Below are 13,283 nucleotides of genomic sequence, written 5' to 3' on the forward strand. Positions count from 1 at the left end.
GCGGCCGCCCCATTCCCCGCGCGGGTGGTGTAAGATCTGGGTTGCGAGGACGTCCCGGCCGTGCGTGGGGGCGGTCACCCAGCACCTCAAGGTGCTGCGAGACTCCGGCCTGGTTACGCTGCGCCAGGAGGGCAAGAAGCGCTTCTACCGCGCCGACCGTGAAGCCATGGGCCCGCTGGCCGACTATCTGCAGTCCATGTGGGCGGCCAGACTGGACACGCTGGCCGAGCTGGCGGAGGCGGCCGAGCGGGCGGAGCGTGAGGGGCCCGGGAACACCGAAGGGGCGAACGCTTGAACGCTAACGAGGTCACCGTGGAACGGCTCATCGCCGCCCGGCCCGAGACGGTGTTCTCCTTCTTCACCGACCGGGACAAGTGGCTGTGCTGGATGGGCAGCGACGGGGAGTTCGACTTCCGGCCCGGTGGCGCCTACCGGACGACCGTCACCGGTGAGAACGTCGCGCAGGGCCACTTCGTCGAGGTCGACCCGCCCACGCGGCTGGTCTTCACGTGGGGCTGGGCGGAGGGCGGAATGCCCGTGCCGCCGGGCTCCACGACCGTGGAGATCACCCTTCAACCGGTCGCCGCGGGCACCCTGCTACGTCTGGTCCACCGCGACCTGCCCTCGCCGGAGGCGCGTGCCGGGCACGAGGAGGGCTGGGTGCACTACGTGGACCGGCTCGTCACCGTGGCGACGGGCAACGACCCGGGACCCGACGAATGGATGTGAGTCGGCGCAGGCCGCTCGGCCCGGTGCCCGGGCCCGCTGTGTAGCCCGGCCGTTGCCGCGGAAAAGGGTTTCCCCGGCAACCGCCGACGTCATTAGCATGGACGGCATGCACGCGTCCCCCATCGAGCCGTCCGAGCTGCGGGCCGACTGCGGCCGCTGCTTCGGCCTGTGCTGTGTCGCACTGCCCTTCGGCCGCTCGGCGGACTTCGCGATCGACAAGGCCGCCGGCACGCCCTGCCGGAATCTGCGGGACGACTTCCGCTGCGGGATCCACTCGGAGTTGCGGCAGCGCGGTTTCTCGGGCTGCACGGTCTACGACTGCTTCGGCGCCGGGCAGAAGGTCTCCCAGCTCACCTTCGGCGGTCAGGACTGGCGGTCGGGCGGGCCGGAACACGCCCGGCGGATGTTCGACGTGTTCCCCGTCGTGCGCCAACTGCACGAAATGCTCCGGTACTTGACCGAGGCCCTCACCCTGCCTGCCGCCCGGCCGGTCCACGGCGACCTGCGTCGCATGCTGGCGAGCACCGAACGGCTCACTCTGCGGAGCCCGGCGGAACTGGGGGAGCTGGATGTGGACGCGCACCGGCAGCAGGTCGGCGCGCTGCTGCTGCGCGCCAGTGAGCTGGTGCGCTCGGGAACGGGGCGCAGCACCAAGGACCGGCGGGGCGCCGACCTCGTCGGCGCCCGTCTGCGGGGTGCGGATCTGCGCGGCGCGGCACTGCGCGGCGCCTGCCTCATCGCCGCCGACCTCACGGGTGCCGATCTGCGCGGCGCCGACCTCATCGGCGCGGACCTGCGCGACGCGGATCTCACCGACGCCGACCTGACGGGCGCTCTCTTCCTCACGCAGCCCCAGATCACTGCGGCCCGGGGTAGTTCGGGCACCCGGCTGCCGGCATCAGTCACGCGCCCCGGTCACTGGGCAGCCCACCTCTGACCGCGCCTCGGCGACGGCCCCCGGACGGCACGGCGGCGACGCGGGGCGGCGCTTGAGGCGCAGCCGAAGCCCCTCGGGCATCAGTGTCAGCCGCTCCGCCACCCGCAGCCGGTAGCCGGGGTCGGGATGCAGGTCGTAACGGCGCAGCAGCAGACCCAGCACCAAGGTCGCCTCGTGCAGCGCGAACTGCCGCCCGATGCAGGCCCGCGCCCCGGTCCCGAACGGCTTGAAGGTGTGCGCGGGACGTGCCCGTACCGCCTTCGCGTCGAACCGCTCGGGGTCGAACCGCTCCGCGTCGGGCCCCCACACCTCCGGATCCCGGTGCAGCATCGACGTCAGCACCAGTGCCCACGCGCCCTCGCGCATCGGATGCCTGCCGTCCAGGACGGTGTCGTGCCGTGCCTCCCGCGCGAAGGCCGGTGCGGTGGGCCACAGCCGCAGTGACTCGTCGAGGACCCGGCGGACGTACCGCAGCCTGGCGACCTGTTCGTAGCCGGGGCGTGCGGCATCGCCCCAGGTCTGGTGCACCTCCTCGCGGGCGCGGGCGGCGACGTCCGGATGGCGGGACAGGTAGTGCAGGGCGAAGGAGAGTGCGCCCGAGGTCGTCTCATGGCCGGCCACCAGGAACGTGATGACCTGGCGGCGGATGTTCTCGGGCGCGAGCCGCTCCCCGGTCACCGGATGCGCGGTGTCCAGCATCCGGTCCAGCAGGTCCCCCTCGCCGCCGGCGGCGCGCCGCGCGCGGACGACGTCGTCCACCGTGCGGTTGAGGTAGGCCATGTCCTCCTCGTTGCGCCGGGCGGCGCCGCGCAGCAGCAGGGGTGTCAGCGGAACGGGAACGAGGTTGCGGCGCTGCGCGAACGTCAGCGTGCCGATCATCGCGGTGACGAAGGGGTGCGGCCGCGGCCGCTCGAAGGAGCCGAAGTCGTGCCCGAAACCGGTGCGCGCGATCGTCTCCAGCGTCAGCTTGGTCATGTCGCCGGGCACGTCCACGGTGTTGCCTGCGGCCTGTTCCGCGTCCCAGCGGTCGAGCAGCCGTCCGGCGACATCCAGCATCATCGGGTGGTAACCCGCCATCGCCTCGCGGCTGAAGCCGGGCGCCAGGACGTCATGCGCCAGCTGCCAGTTGGGCTCGTGGTTGTACGCCGTGAACAGTCCGTCCCCTGCGACCGGCCGCAGATTGGCGACGCCCAGGCCCACGTGCTTGGCGAACCGCGATTCGTCGGCGAGATCGGCCGCCGGCCCTCCGCCTCCGACGAACACGATCTCCCGGCTGAAGAACCTCCGCCGGAAGATCGGCCCGAGCAGACGCCCGAACCGCATCGAGTCCTGCACCGGCTTGCGCCTGTCGGCGCCGAGCACATCGCCGGCGAACGGGATCCGGCGCGGCGGGTGCGGAATGCGCCAGAGCTCCGGCCAGCCCAGCTCCGCGCCGCGGAACCCCTTGGGCGGCGCGGTCGCCGTCGTCTGCGCCATGGCGCCATCTCCCTCGGTGCGGCGGAGCGCAGAGCACGTCCCGCCCGTGTTGTACGTGGGTTCAATAGCGGATTCAGTGTGATCCCGCTGTTGAACCGACGTCAAGTACAGTGCGGACATGGCCGCGAACCAGGGGGAGCGCACACGCCGCCGGCTCACCACCGAGGAGCGCAGGGAGCAGCTCCTCGCCGTCGGGGCGCGGCTGTTCTCCGAGAATCCCTACGACGACGTGTGGATCGAGCAGGTCGCCGAGATCGCCGGTGTCTCGCGGGGGCTGCTGTACCACTACTTCCCGACCAAGCGGGACTTCTTCGCGGCGGTCGTGGAGCGGGAGAGCGAACGGATGCTGCGGATGACGGCGGCCGTTCCAGGGGTTCCGCTGCGCGAGCAGCTCGCCGCGGGCCTCGACACCTTCCTGGCGTACGTCGAGGAACACGCGCACGGCTTCCGCGCCTTCCATCGCGCCGACGCGGCGGGGGACCAAGCCGTGCGGAAGGTCTACCAGCGGTCGCTCGCGGCGCAGGAGCAGCAGATCCTGGCGGTCCTCGCGACGGACCCGGAGTTCGGCGGAGAGCCGGAAGAGCGGCCCGATCTCAGGATCGCCGTCCGTGGCTGGCTGGCCTTCACGACGGCGGTCTGCCTGGAGTGGCTGCGGGGTGCCGACCTGACCCGGGAGCAGGTGCGCGACCTGTGCGCCCGCGCACTGCTGGGGGTCGTCGCGCGCTGACGAATGTGCCGGCCCGGTCCGGGTTGGCGCACACCCCGATCTCCGATAAGTTAGGCAAGGTTTACCTAAGGAGGCTGGGAATGGGTGACCGTCATGCCTGGACGGCCGCCCCCGCTGCGGCGGAACGCGCCCGGTCGGTGCTGGCAGCCGCATGGTCCTGCGCGGTGACAGCGGAGAGCGGCCGGGAGGAGTTCGTCGGCGCGCACACCGTCACGGCGGACGGCAGGGTGCTGCTGCACCTGCCGGAGGACAGCGTGCTGCCGGCCGCCGCTGTCTGCGCACCGCGCGGAGAGCCCTCCGCGGTGCTGGAGTTCGCCGATGTGGCGCCCGTCCCCGTACGGTCCCGCATCCGCGCCCGGCTCTGGCTGGCGGGGCAGTTCACGGCGAAGGAGGGACACCTGGCGTTCCAGGCGACGCGCATCGCGCTGCGCCGGGCGAACGGCGTGGTCGTCATCGACCCCGAGGAGTACGCGTCCGCCGAGCCCGACCCGCTGGCCGCGGCCGAGTCCGGGCTGCTCACCCATCTGGCCGACGCCCACCCGGACACCGTCGAGCGGCTCAGCCGTCTGGTCGACCCCGACAGCCTGCACGGCGCCGTACGCGTACAGCCCCTCGCCGTGGACCGCCATGGGCTGACGCTGCGCATCGAGCGGGTGCAGGGCCACGGTGACGTACGTCTGACCTTCCACAAGCCCGCCGACGACGTGGCCCAGCTGACCGAACGGATGCATGTGCTGCTCGGGCAGGCCGCCCGGGTCAGCTGCCCCCGTGCGCTACAGCGGTACCGTGCAGACGGCGATCGGTGAGGCGAACGGCTCGCCCGCGAGGTTCAGTTCGCCGCTCGCGCGGTCGACGTGGAACACCGTGACCGTGCTGGACCGCTGGTTCGCAGCGAACAGCAGCCGGCCGTCGGGGGAGAGCGCGATATGGCGCGGGAAGTCCCCGTCCACCGGCACCGAGTCCAGCAGTCGCAGCGCGGCACCGCCGTTCTCGATCGCGTACCGGGTCAGGCTGTTGTGCCCTCGGTTGGCGAGATACGCGTACGCCCCGTCCGCCGTGACCGCGAACTGCGCCGGGTAGTTCGTGCCCGTGCCCGTGCCCGTCGACTGTGGTCGCCCCGGGCTGAGGCGCCCGCTGGCCGGGTCGTAGGCGCAGACCACGGCCGTGTTGTCGACCTCGTTGGCCAGATAGGCGAAGCGGCCGTCCGGGTGGAAGGTGAGGTGCCGCGGGCCCGCGCCCGGCCGGGTGCGCGCCCGTGAGACCTCGGTGAGCGTGCCCTTGGACGGGTCGAGTCGATAGGTGTAGACGGTGTCCGTGCCCAGGTCCACGGCGAGGACGTGGCCGCCGTCGGGGCTCGTGATGACCTGGTGTGCGTGTGGGCCCTGCTGACCCGGCCCGGGCGGCGGGCTGGAGTGCGTGACGAGATCGGTGCGCTCGCCCGGCGCGCCCGAGGCCTCGATGGGATGCACGGCCACGCTGCCCGAGAGGTAGTTGGCGCTGAGCAGCCATCGGCCGCTCGGGTGCACGGACACATGACAGGGGCCCGCCCCTCCGGTGCTGCGGCTGCCGAGGATCTCGTGTCCCGGCAGGCGCACCGCCGTCACCTTGCCGTCCTGCTGCTCGTCGACAGCGTAGAGCGTGCGCCCGTCCGGGTGCACCGCGAGGTAGGACGGGTCGGCCACCCCGGTCACCGTCCCGGCGCCCGTGATCCGGCCGGCCTCCGGGTCGTACAGGGCGAGGCCGATGCCCTGGCCGCCGCCCTCGGCGGAGGTGTACGTGCCGATGAACAGTGGGCGGGGACCGGAGGGCCGGCGCGGCGGTGCGCTCGCCCTCTCCGGCTCCTTACGGGGCGCGTCCTGCGGCTCGCGGGGTGCCACGGGGGCGGGGATCGTCGTGACCGCGACGGCGGCCGTGGCCGCACCGAGGAAACGGCGTCTGCTCCAGCCCCCGCCGAGGGAACCCCGCGACGGTTCCGCACCCGTGACCATGCCCGCACCTCGAGAGTCGTCGGCTCAGCTGTGACTGCCACCTTGGCGGGTACCGAGCCATGTCTGCAAGGCGGGCGATCATCGCTGCGCCAAGGACGACGCCTGCCTACCAGTCACCGTCCTGGACAGGCTTGCCCGGGAGATCACCGAGCGGCTTCACCTGGTTCGGGGAGGGCTGCTGCCAGGGCTCGTGGTCGTCGCCGAGCCAGTCGCCGACCGGCTTGACGGCGCCGAGCTCGTCCGTGGGTGCGAGATCCTCGCCGTCCTGGTCGTAGTAGTCGAACCACGGCAGTCCGGCCTGTGTGTACGCCGCCCGGTCCACCGGAGACGGCGGGGGCGCCTCACCCGTGATCCGGCGCCACTCCGGAGGCGTCACCAGATGTACGAACACCCGCCCGGCCGGTTCATCGGCCCAGCTGCTCGCCCGCCAGTCGTCCTGGTAGACCTCCTGACGCATCGAACCGCCCACGCCCAGCCCCATGGCAGGGGCGCTGCGCGGGGCACCGCCCGGAGCGGCCGCCATCGCGGGGGCCGCGGGCATGGCCCCCGGAGCGGGGGGAGCTCCGCCGTAGGGGCCGGCCGACAGGTGCGTCTGCATCGCCCGCGCCCGCTCGCGCCTGCGCTGCTCCTCCTCCCGCCACTTGGCGAGCGGCTTCTCCTTGAGCGGGAAGGTCTGCAACTGGATGCCGCCCCACACCTCCTCGCCCGTGACCTGGCCCTCGACCGTGGCACCGAGGCCGAGCGGGACCGCGACGAACTGTCGGACCGTCCCCTTGCCGGAATTGATCCCGTCGAGCCACGGCTGTCGCGGCAGCACCACGTAGTTCTGCGGACGGCGGCCCAGGCGGGAGCTCCAGGGCCTGCCGGAGACCGCGCAGACCTTGCCCACCCCCACCTGCAGCGCGGCCGGTTCCGACGCGCCGAAGCTCAGCCACATGGCTTCGCGCAGATACACCGGCAGCATCACGCCGCCGCGCGCCCGCCATTCGGCGGGGACCGTCTCCGCGTGGTCCTCGACCCGGCGGACCGGGAACTCGCCGAGTCCCGGCGGCAGCGGATGCGTACCCGTCTCCGGCAGCCGCAGCGTCCGTATGAACCGGACCCGCACACCCCCGGGCAGCACCAGTGAGTTCCCGTCGATCCGCACCGCGTCCATGCGTCCCCCTTGCCGTCCGGCCGTCCGTCCTCACCTAGAACGTCAGGGCGGACCCGGACGGTTCCGGCCCGGCAGAACACCGCGCAGCCGTGCGCGCACACGGTCCCGCAGCCTGGTCAGACGCGGGTTCCGCTCGCGCTGCTCCCGGGTGCCCCGGTCCAGCTCCTCCAGCAGACGGCGGGTGCGGTGCTCGGTGTCCATCTCGTCCAGGATGCGGTTGACCTCGGTCAGGATGGCGCCGTGGAACTGCCACTGACGGGTGCCCCGCTGGACCTCCTCGAGGAGCAGCTGAGCCAGTTTGTCGCGGGTCGCGCCCGCCGTGACCAGCTCCTCGGCGAGCCGGGTCTCCGCGGACTCGGCGCTGCGGCTGACGTCGGTGGTGACCAGCACGGCGAAGCTGACCACGGCGTCGCCGATCTCCGACAGCAACCGCTCGAGCGTCGCCCCGATCTCGGGCTCGAACAGCGCCTCCGGCTCCCGCTCCTTCGCCAGGTCGGCGAGAGTCCGGGCGATCACCCGCAGCACCACCGTGACGATCTCCAGGGTGTCGAGGCCGGTGCGCAGCACGATGCGGTGGAGCAGCCCCTCCCGGACCCTGGGGTTGAGCTTCAGGCTCTCCTCGGCCTGCCGCAGCGCCGCGTCCACCTCGATGATGTCGTGGTCGAGCCTGCGGGCCTCGTACAGCCGCGCGGTCGCCTGGGATGCGGGCGTACGCCCGCAGGCCTGGTCCGCGATGCGCAGCATCATCTGGCGTACCCGGCGCGACAGTCCCTCGATGGACTCCCCGGCGGTGGTCACCCACACCGGGGGTGCGAAGAACAGGTTGGTGGCCAGGCCCACCACCGCGCCGATCACGGTTTCCAGGACCCGCGCCCAGGCGGTACTGCCCACCTGGGTCACCCCGAGGACGAGCATCGCGCTGATCGCCACCTCGGGCACGTACTCGCTGACCCGTACGAGATGCCCGACGGCCAGGGAGGCCAGGATGATCAGGGCCAGGCTCCACCAGGTCAGCCCGACCAGCACGCTGAAGCCGATGGCGATGACGACACCGGCCACCACGGAGTTCACCCGGCGCACGCTGTTGGTGATCGTCGCGTAGAGGGTGACCTGGACGACCAGCAGGGCCGTCAGGGGGGCCGTGAGGGGAGCGGGCTCGGGGCTGAGCTGTACGGCGACCACGTAGGCGACGGTCGCGGCCGCGGTCGAACGTACCGCCTGAACGACCTCGGGCACCTGGCGCCACTTCACGATCCGGGCGGAGGCCGTCGCCCAGGCATCACGTACATCTCGCATCCCTAGGGCCCTTCCCGCTCCTCGCAGGCAACGAACGTATCCACGGACACAGGGAGCCCGAGGGAGTGCCGCTCGCGGAAACCCGCAGTCCACCGCACCGGGTGAGCCGTCGGTGGGGTGCGTCGGCGCCGGGGCCGGTCCCGGCGGGCAAGGGCGGGCCTCAGGCGTACAGCGTGTCCAGGAAGGAGGACAGATTGGCCACCGTCCGGGCGATCTGCTCCTGCGTCGTCAGGCTCTCCTCGAAGCGGCTTCCGCCCTCGGGGGCCTTCTTGCCGCGTACGTACAGGGAGCACGCGAGGTCGGTGCACATGTAGAGCCCCACCGAGTTGCCCTCGCGGCCGGCCGCACCCGCCTTGCGGGCGGTCATCAGGGACACGCCACTGCCGGCGTGGGTGGTCAGGCACAGGGAGCACATGCTCCGGTGCAGAAACCCGCGCTGCGAGGACGGGAACCGGAGGGCCACACCGGTGAGCCGATCGCCGTGTCCGGTGACCAGATAGCTGCGGTCGGGTGCCCCGGGATCGCGCCAGCCCAGAAAGTCGAGGTCGTCCCAGGGGCGTTCACGCAGGTCGCGGGGCATGGGCAGGCGCTTGGCCTCTCCCTTCGAGCAGTTGATGAAAGAGTCGCGGATGTCCTGCTCGGTGAGTGATCTCATGGGAGTCCTTCTGGGCGCCGGCTACCTAGGGGGTCTAGGTTCTTGGCTAAAGCTATCGGGACCCATCGGGGAGGGGCCAATGGATTTCGGGCGCGACAGCGGTCTCCACGCAGCCGCCGTGGAGGCCCTGCGCCATGTCGCGGTCCGCTCCTCGGGCCCCGTGGTCAGCGGTGACCTGCGGCTGACGCTGAACTTCCACCCCGACCGGCCTGCGGCCGGGCGCCCGATCCTCCAGGCGCTGGCCGAGGACGGTGCGTACCGTTCGCAGTTCGTCACCGGCACCAGTAACGGCGGTCTGACCGCCCACCCCGGCGGCGACCGATGGCACTGGGAGAGCCGGATCTTCGGCGGGGCCTACGACGGCGCGTCCGCGGTGGACCGGCCGGTGTACGGAGCGCTGAACTTCCGTCGTCAAGTGGTGGGCGCCGCACCGCGGTTCGGCTCGTCCCATGTCCGGCTCACGGCCGCCTGCCTGGCAAGGGCGACCTTCTGCTATCCGGACAGCGCGGCCGAGCCCTCCCATTTCGGGGTGGCCTCCGGGACGGACCTCATCGCGCTGGCCGAGGCCGATGACCAGGACGCCCTCAACGACTACATCGAGGCCCATGTGCACGGCCCCGTCCTCCTCGTCCGGGACGTGGAGGCGCTGGTCCTGGACGCGAGCTACCGCGGCACGCCGGTGGAGGCCGCCGGCCTGCGGCTGCCGTGCCCGCTCGAGTGGCACCCCGGATACCGGATCGCCGTCGACGAGTTGCGCCGTCACGCCGACTACCGCGGCCCGGAGTACGTCGAGTTGGGCGCGAGTATCGCGGAGAACGGCCACCTGGACCCGCGGATCATCGGCGACGCGGTCCGCTCGGGCCGGTACGAGGCGCAGGACCTGAAGAAGGTGTGGCACTGCCTGGCGCGCTTCGGCGCGCCGGAAGGCGCCGGAACGGCGGAGCGCACGGAGACGCCGCCCGGTGCGGGATCCGCCGTCGGATCGCCGTCCTGAGCTAGGCGTCCCCGGCCGGTTCCCCCGCCCGCGTCCTCACCTCGTCCTCCAGTTCGCTGCGCGATGTGCTGTGCTCCTTCGCGTACTCGGTGATCTCGACCTGGAGGTCACGGTCGAGGTCGCGCCAGGCGCGCAGGGCGGTCTCGTACAGCTCGGTCTGCTGTCTGGTCCATGCTGTGGCGGTGGGCGGGCCGTACTTCTCCCGCAGCTCGTCGGCCTTCGACTGCGCATCGGCCGCCGCACGCTGCATCTCCACGAGTTCTTCAAAAGTCGACGCCACGGCCCCGGATACTAGGCGCGTGGGCGAGGGTCCGGTCCCGCGACCCGCTGGGCGGGCACGCGGATCGACCGGTCGGCCCCAGACCGGGAGCTTCCGGCGCTGCGGGGCCCGCCGCCCTGCGGGAGGCGCGTGACCGAGCGGTCCGTCGCGGTGCCGCCGTGTCGCTTCGAGGGTGTGTACGTGGCGTCACGGCGTGGCCGGGCGGAAGGGATTACGCCACCGTGTGTTCACCTGGCAGAGTGAGTCCACGGGGGCGAGCCAGGGGCTTTGTGCGGACGGCCGGTGAGCGGGGCGCGTTCCGGAAATCCCGTCACGGCCCCCGACCGCGCCGGTCCGGACCCGCACTGGGGTACCCATCAGGACCTCGCGCATCCTCATGTCTTAAATTAGGGTCTGATTTAAGCGTGCAAGGAAATGCGCGTCCGAGGTGCCACAGCGGTATCGTGCAGGTCGGGCAGGGCCGGAAGGAGCCACATGACGGGGCGGAACGGGCGCACGGTGCGCGACCTGCGCCGGGGGAATCGCGCCGAGGTGCTGCAGCGACTGTATTTCGACGGCCCGATGAGCCGCTTCGAGCTGGGCCCGGCGACGGGTCTGAGCTCGGGCTCCATCAGCAACGTGGTCGCCGAACTGGTCGCCGACGGCCTGGTGGAGGAGGCCGGCAGCGTCGACTCCGACGGCGGCCGTCCCCGCACCCTGCTCCGGGTGGCACCGACCAGCGGCCACATGATCGGCGTCGACGTCGGCGAGACCCGTGTCCGCGTCGAGCTGTTCGACCTGACCCTCACCGAGCTCGCCCGCACCGAACGGCCGCTGGTCCACCAGCGCTACGACGTCGAGGTCGTCGTCGGCCACATCCGCGACGGCATCGCGGAGGTCCTGGCCGCCGCGGACATCACGCCCGACGGACTGCTGGGCGTGGGCATCGGCGTACCCGGCATCGTGGCCCGCACCCCGGAGCAGGGCGCCGTCGTGCACGGCCAGACCATCGGCTGGGACGCCGTGCCGCTGGAATCCCTGCTCCGCTCCACGGGGCGGCTCCCGGACTCCGTGCCCTACTTCATAGACAACGGAGCCAGGACCCTCGGTCAGGCCGAGATGTGGTTCGGCGCCGGACGCGGTGCCCACAACGCGGTGGTGGTCCTCTTCGGCTCCGGTGTCGGCGCCTGCCTGGTCACCGAGGAGGTGGGCAGCGGCCGGGCCGTGGAGTGGGGCCATCTGACCGTACGGGTCAGGGGACGCCGGTGCCGCTGCGGCGCCCTCGGCTGCCTGGAGGCGTACGCGGGCGCGGAGGCCCTGCTCGACCGCTGGCGCGAGGAGGGCGGCCGGCCGCCCGAGGGCGTCGACGAGGAGACCGCGCTGACCGCCATGCTGGCGGCGGCCTACCCGCCGGAGGGCACCGACGCGGACCCGGTCGCGCTCGCCGTCCTGGAGGAGACCGCCGAGTACCTGGGCGCGGGCCTGTCCGACCTGGTCAACCTCTTCCAGCCCGAACGGATCCTGATCGGCGGCTGGGCGGGCCTTCAGCTCGGCTCGCGGTTCCTGGCCGTCGTGCGCCGGTACGCCACGTCCTACGCGCTGCGCTACCCGGCCGAGCGGGTCTCCATCGACCTCGGCAGGCTCGGCCCCGACGCTGTGACGGTCGGCGCGGCGATCCTGCCGCTCGCCGACTTCTTCGCCCGCGGCGGCCGCCGCGCGGAGCCCACCAACGAGGAACGTCCACCGGCGTGGCGCACGGCTCTGGAGGAACGGACACCGCGCTGACCGGCTGGGCGCCGGGCTCGGGGACGCGCAGGGGCGGCTGCGTCCGCGCAGCTCTCGCCTTGCCGAGCGGGCGGTGCCTGCGGTCGTCCAGCGTGCTGATCGGCGGGCGCCGGGCTCTGGGGCGCGCTTGCCGCGGACCGCGGTGCCCGCACCAGCTCCGCCTTGTCGAGCGCGTGACGCGGGCGGTGGTTTCGCCGCGTTGATCGGCGGGGCGTCGTGTTCCGGGGCCGGGTGGCTCAGGGTCTGCCTGCGTGGACCTCCCGCCTTGTCGAGCGCGTGACGCGGGCGGTGGTTTCGCCGCGCTGATCGGCGGGGCGTCGTGTTCCGGGGCCGGGTGGCTCAGGGTCTGCCTGCGTGCATCTCCCGCCTTGTCGAGCGCGTGACGCCGGCGGCGGTTGCACTGCGCTGATCAGCGGCGCGCCGCGTGCCGGGCCGGGGGCCCAGGCGTCGCCTGCGTGCAGCTCCCGTCTCGCCGAGGCCGCGACGCCGCGGCGGTTGGAGTGCGCTGATCGGCGCACGCCCGGCTGCGAGACGCGCGCACGCCCGGCTGCGAGACGCGCGCATGTCGGGCCGGGGCGCCAGGGGTGGCCTGCGCGAGCTTCCCACCTTGCGGAGTCGGCGATGCCTGCGGTGGTTTTGCCGCGTGATCGGCGCGGCGCCGGGTTCTGGGACGCGCGCGTGCCGGGGCCAGGTGCCCGCGCAGCTCCCGACTTGTCGAGCCCGCGACGCCTGCGGCGCTCTTACCGTCCCCGGGACCCACGCACACCAGAGCCGCCGTGTACACGCGTCGCCCGCGCGCACCCCCCGCCTCACCGAGCCCGTGACGGCTTCCGCGGTTTCAGTGCCGTGCCTCGCGGTACTCGCCGCCTCGGCCGGACAGGGCTCGTCTCCATCGCGGGCCCCTTGGCGAAGAGGAGCAGGAGGATGCCGTGACCGAACAGCGGCACGAGGCTCCCGGCGAGCGTGCCGACCCCATCCCGCGTGACATGCCGGACCAGCAGGCCCGCGAGGGCGAAGACCCCTGGGACGCCGATCCCGCATGGGGCACCGCCGACGGATCCGCCCCCGACGTACCCGACACGGACGAGGCGGGTACCGGCCGGAAGGGCAAACCCCACGCGGGTACGGTCCACCCCGAGCACCCGGTACCGGACGAGTCCACCGCCTGATCCGTCGGACCAGCGGCCGGACGCCGTCGGCTCTTGAGAACCCGGCCCGCGGGGTGTGCACGGCGTGCGGACGCCGTGCTGACCACAACACGATCCAGTCGCTGATACGGCT

General features: G+C 72.5%; 14 protein-coding genes. 8 read left to right on the forward strand and 6 right to left on the reverse strand.

Annotated features, from left to right (window positions below; all coding sequences use genetic code 11):
* Window positions 1–64 precede the first annotated feature (64 nt).
* The 3 genes from ABZ904_RS48225 to ABZ904_RS48235 all read left to right on the forward strand — a co-directional run bounded on the left by ABZ904_RS48225 (window position 65) and on the right by ABZ904_RS48235 (window position 1,666).
* Complete coding sequence (locus ABZ904_RS48225) at window positions 65–295, forward strand: hypothetical protein (protein WP_361830499.1); 231 nt, start codon at window positions 65–67, stop codon at window positions 293–295.
* Entirely contained in the window at window positions 292–729 is a 438-nt protein-coding gene (locus tag ABZ904_RS48230; RefSeq protein WP_361830501.1) for an SRPBCC domain-containing protein, read from the forward strand. Before ABZ904_RS48225 ends, ABZ904_RS48230 begins: the two co-directional genes overlap by 4 nt.
* A 106-nt stretch (window positions 730–835) precedes the next feature.
* Window positions 836–1,666 (forward strand): pentapeptide repeat-containing protein, encoded by an 831-nt coding sequence (locus tag ABZ904_RS48235; protein ID WP_359408352.1) that lies wholly within the window; start codon window positions 836–838, stop codon window positions 1,664–1,666.
* On the opposite strand, the gene ABZ904_RS48240 is transcribed toward ABZ904_RS48235, so the two are convergent.
* Window positions 1,628–3,142: a cytochrome P450 gene (locus ABZ904_RS48240; RefSeq protein WP_361830503.1), complete on the reverse strand. Its 1,515-nt coding sequence runs from the start codon at window positions 3,140–3,142 to the stop codon at window positions 1,628–1,630. The genes ABZ904_RS48235 and ABZ904_RS48240 overlap by 39 nt on opposite strands.
* A 118-nt stretch (window positions 3,143–3,260) precedes the next feature.
* On the opposite strand from ABZ904_RS48240, the gene ABZ904_RS48245 reads away from it, so the two are divergent.
* Together ABZ904_RS48245 and ABZ904_RS48250 are read left to right on the forward strand one after the other, a co-directional pair.
* Entirely contained in the window at window positions 3,261–3,869 is a 609-nt protein-coding gene (locus tag ABZ904_RS48245; RefSeq protein WP_359408346.1) for a TetR/AcrR family transcriptional regulator, read from the forward strand.
* A gap of 80 nt (window positions 3,870–3,949) precedes the next feature.
* Window positions 3,950–4,675, forward strand: coding sequence for a DUF2470 domain-containing protein (locus tag ABZ904_RS48250; protein WP_361830505.1), 726 nt, complete (start codon window positions 3,950–3,952; stop codon window positions 4,673–4,675).
* Here the strand turns inward: ABZ904_RS48250 and ABZ904_RS48255 are convergent.
* The 4 genes from ABZ904_RS48255 to ABZ904_RS48270 form a co-directional block, all read right to left on the reverse strand.
* On the reverse strand, window positions 4,643–5,857 hold the full coding sequence (locus ABZ904_RS48255; protein WP_359408340.1) for a lactonase family protein: 1,215 nt from the start codon (window positions 5,855–5,857) through the stop codon (window positions 4,643–4,645). The two genes, ABZ904_RS48250 and ABZ904_RS48255, sit on opposite strands and share 33 nt — an antisense overlap.
* A gap of 106 nt (window positions 5,858–5,963) precedes the next feature.
* A complete protein-coding gene (locus ABZ904_RS48260) occupies window positions 5,964–7,013 on the reverse strand; it encodes a hypothetical protein (RefSeq protein ID WP_361830507.1) in 1,050 nt (349 codons plus the stop codon).
* A gap of 42 nt (window positions 7,014–7,055) precedes the next feature.
* Window positions 7,056–8,309, reverse strand: a complete 1,254-nt coding sequence (locus ABZ904_RS48265; RefSeq protein ID WP_359408334.1) for an FUSC family protein — start codon at window positions 8,307–8,309, stop codon at window positions 7,056–7,058.
* 160 nt (window positions 8,310–8,469) lie between these two features.
* Window positions 8,470–8,964: an FBP domain-containing protein gene (locus tag ABZ904_RS48270; RefSeq protein WP_361830509.1), complete on the reverse strand. Its 495-nt coding sequence runs from the start codon at window positions 8,962–8,964 to the stop codon at window positions 8,470–8,472.
* Window positions 8,965–9,043: 79 nt separating this feature from the next.
* Between ABZ904_RS48270 and ABZ904_RS48275 the strand changes: the two genes are divergently transcribed.
* Complete coding sequence (locus tag ABZ904_RS48275; RefSeq protein ID WP_359408328.1) at window positions 9,044–9,958, forward strand: DUF3626 domain-containing protein; 915 nt, start codon at window positions 9,044–9,046, stop codon at window positions 9,956–9,958.
* A 1-nt stretch (window position 9,959) separates the two neighbouring features.
* Here the strand turns inward: ABZ904_RS48275 and ABZ904_RS48280 are convergent, their stop codons facing one another.
* The gene (locus tag ABZ904_RS48280; protein WP_359408325.1) at window positions 9,960–10,238 is read right to left on the reverse strand and encodes a hypothetical protein; all 279 of its coding nucleotides are present in this window, start codon (window positions 10,236–10,238) and stop codon (window positions 9,960–9,962) included.
* Window positions 10,239–10,712: 474 nt separating this feature from the next.
* On the opposite strand from ABZ904_RS48280, the gene ABZ904_RS48285 reads away from it, so the two are divergent.
* Entirely contained in the window at window positions 10,713–12,002 is a 1,290-nt protein-coding gene (locus ABZ904_RS48285; RefSeq protein WP_359408322.1) for an ROK family transcriptional regulator, read from the forward strand.
* Window positions 12,003–12,931: 929 nt separating this feature from the next.
* Window positions 12,932–13,171, forward strand: coding sequence for a hypothetical protein (locus tag ABZ904_RS48290; protein WP_361830512.1), 240 nt, complete (start codon window positions 12,932–12,934; stop codon window positions 13,169–13,171).
* Window positions 13,172–13,283: the final 112 nt, after the last annotated feature.

This window comes from Streptomyces sp. NPDC046900 (assembly GCF_040644975.1).
GTDB lineage: Bacteria > Actinomycetota > Actinomycetes > Streptomycetales > Streptomycetaceae > Streptomyces.

Excerpts from the sequence above, each read along its gene's own strand:
- ABZ904_RS48235 (WP_359408352.1), top strand. The coding sequence starts at position 836 with ATGCACGCGTCCCCCATCGAGCCGTCCGAGCTGCGGGCCGACTGCGGC.
- ABZ904_RS48240 (WP_361830503.1), bottom strand. The coding sequence starts at position 3,142 with ATGGCGCAGACGACGGCGACCGCGCCGCCCAAGGGGTTCCGCGGCGCG.
- ABZ904_RS48245 (WP_359408346.1), top strand. The coding sequence starts at position 3,261 with ATGGCCGCGAACCAGGGGGAGCGCACACGCCGCCGGCTCACCACCGAG.
- ABZ904_RS48250 (WP_361830505.1), top strand. The coding sequence starts at position 3,950 with ATGGGTGACCGTCATGCCTGGACGGCCGCCCCCGCTGCGGCGGAACGC.
- ABZ904_RS48255 (WP_359408340.1), bottom strand. The coding sequence starts at position 5,857 with ATGGTCACGGGTGCGGAACCGTCGCGGGGTTCCCTCGGCGGGGGCTGG.
- ABZ904_RS48260 (WP_361830507.1), bottom strand. The coding sequence starts at position 7,013 with ATGGACGCGGTGCGGATCGACGGGAACTCACTGGTGCTGCCCGGGGGT.
- ABZ904_RS48265 (WP_359408334.1), bottom strand. The coding sequence starts at position 8,309 with ATGCGAGATGTACGTGATGCCTGGGCGACGGCCTCCGCCCGGATCGTG.
- ABZ904_RS48270 (WP_361830509.1), bottom strand. The coding sequence starts at position 8,964 with ATGAGATCACTCACCGAGCAGGACATCCGCGACTCTTTCATCAACTGC.
- ABZ904_RS48275 (WP_359408328.1), top strand. The coding sequence starts at position 9,044 with ATGGATTTCGGGCGCGACAGCGGTCTCCACGCAGCCGCCGTGGAGGCC.
- ABZ904_RS48285 (WP_359408322.1), top strand. The coding sequence starts at position 10,713 with ATGACGGGGCGGAACGGGCGCACGGTGCGCGACCTGCGCCGGGGGAAT.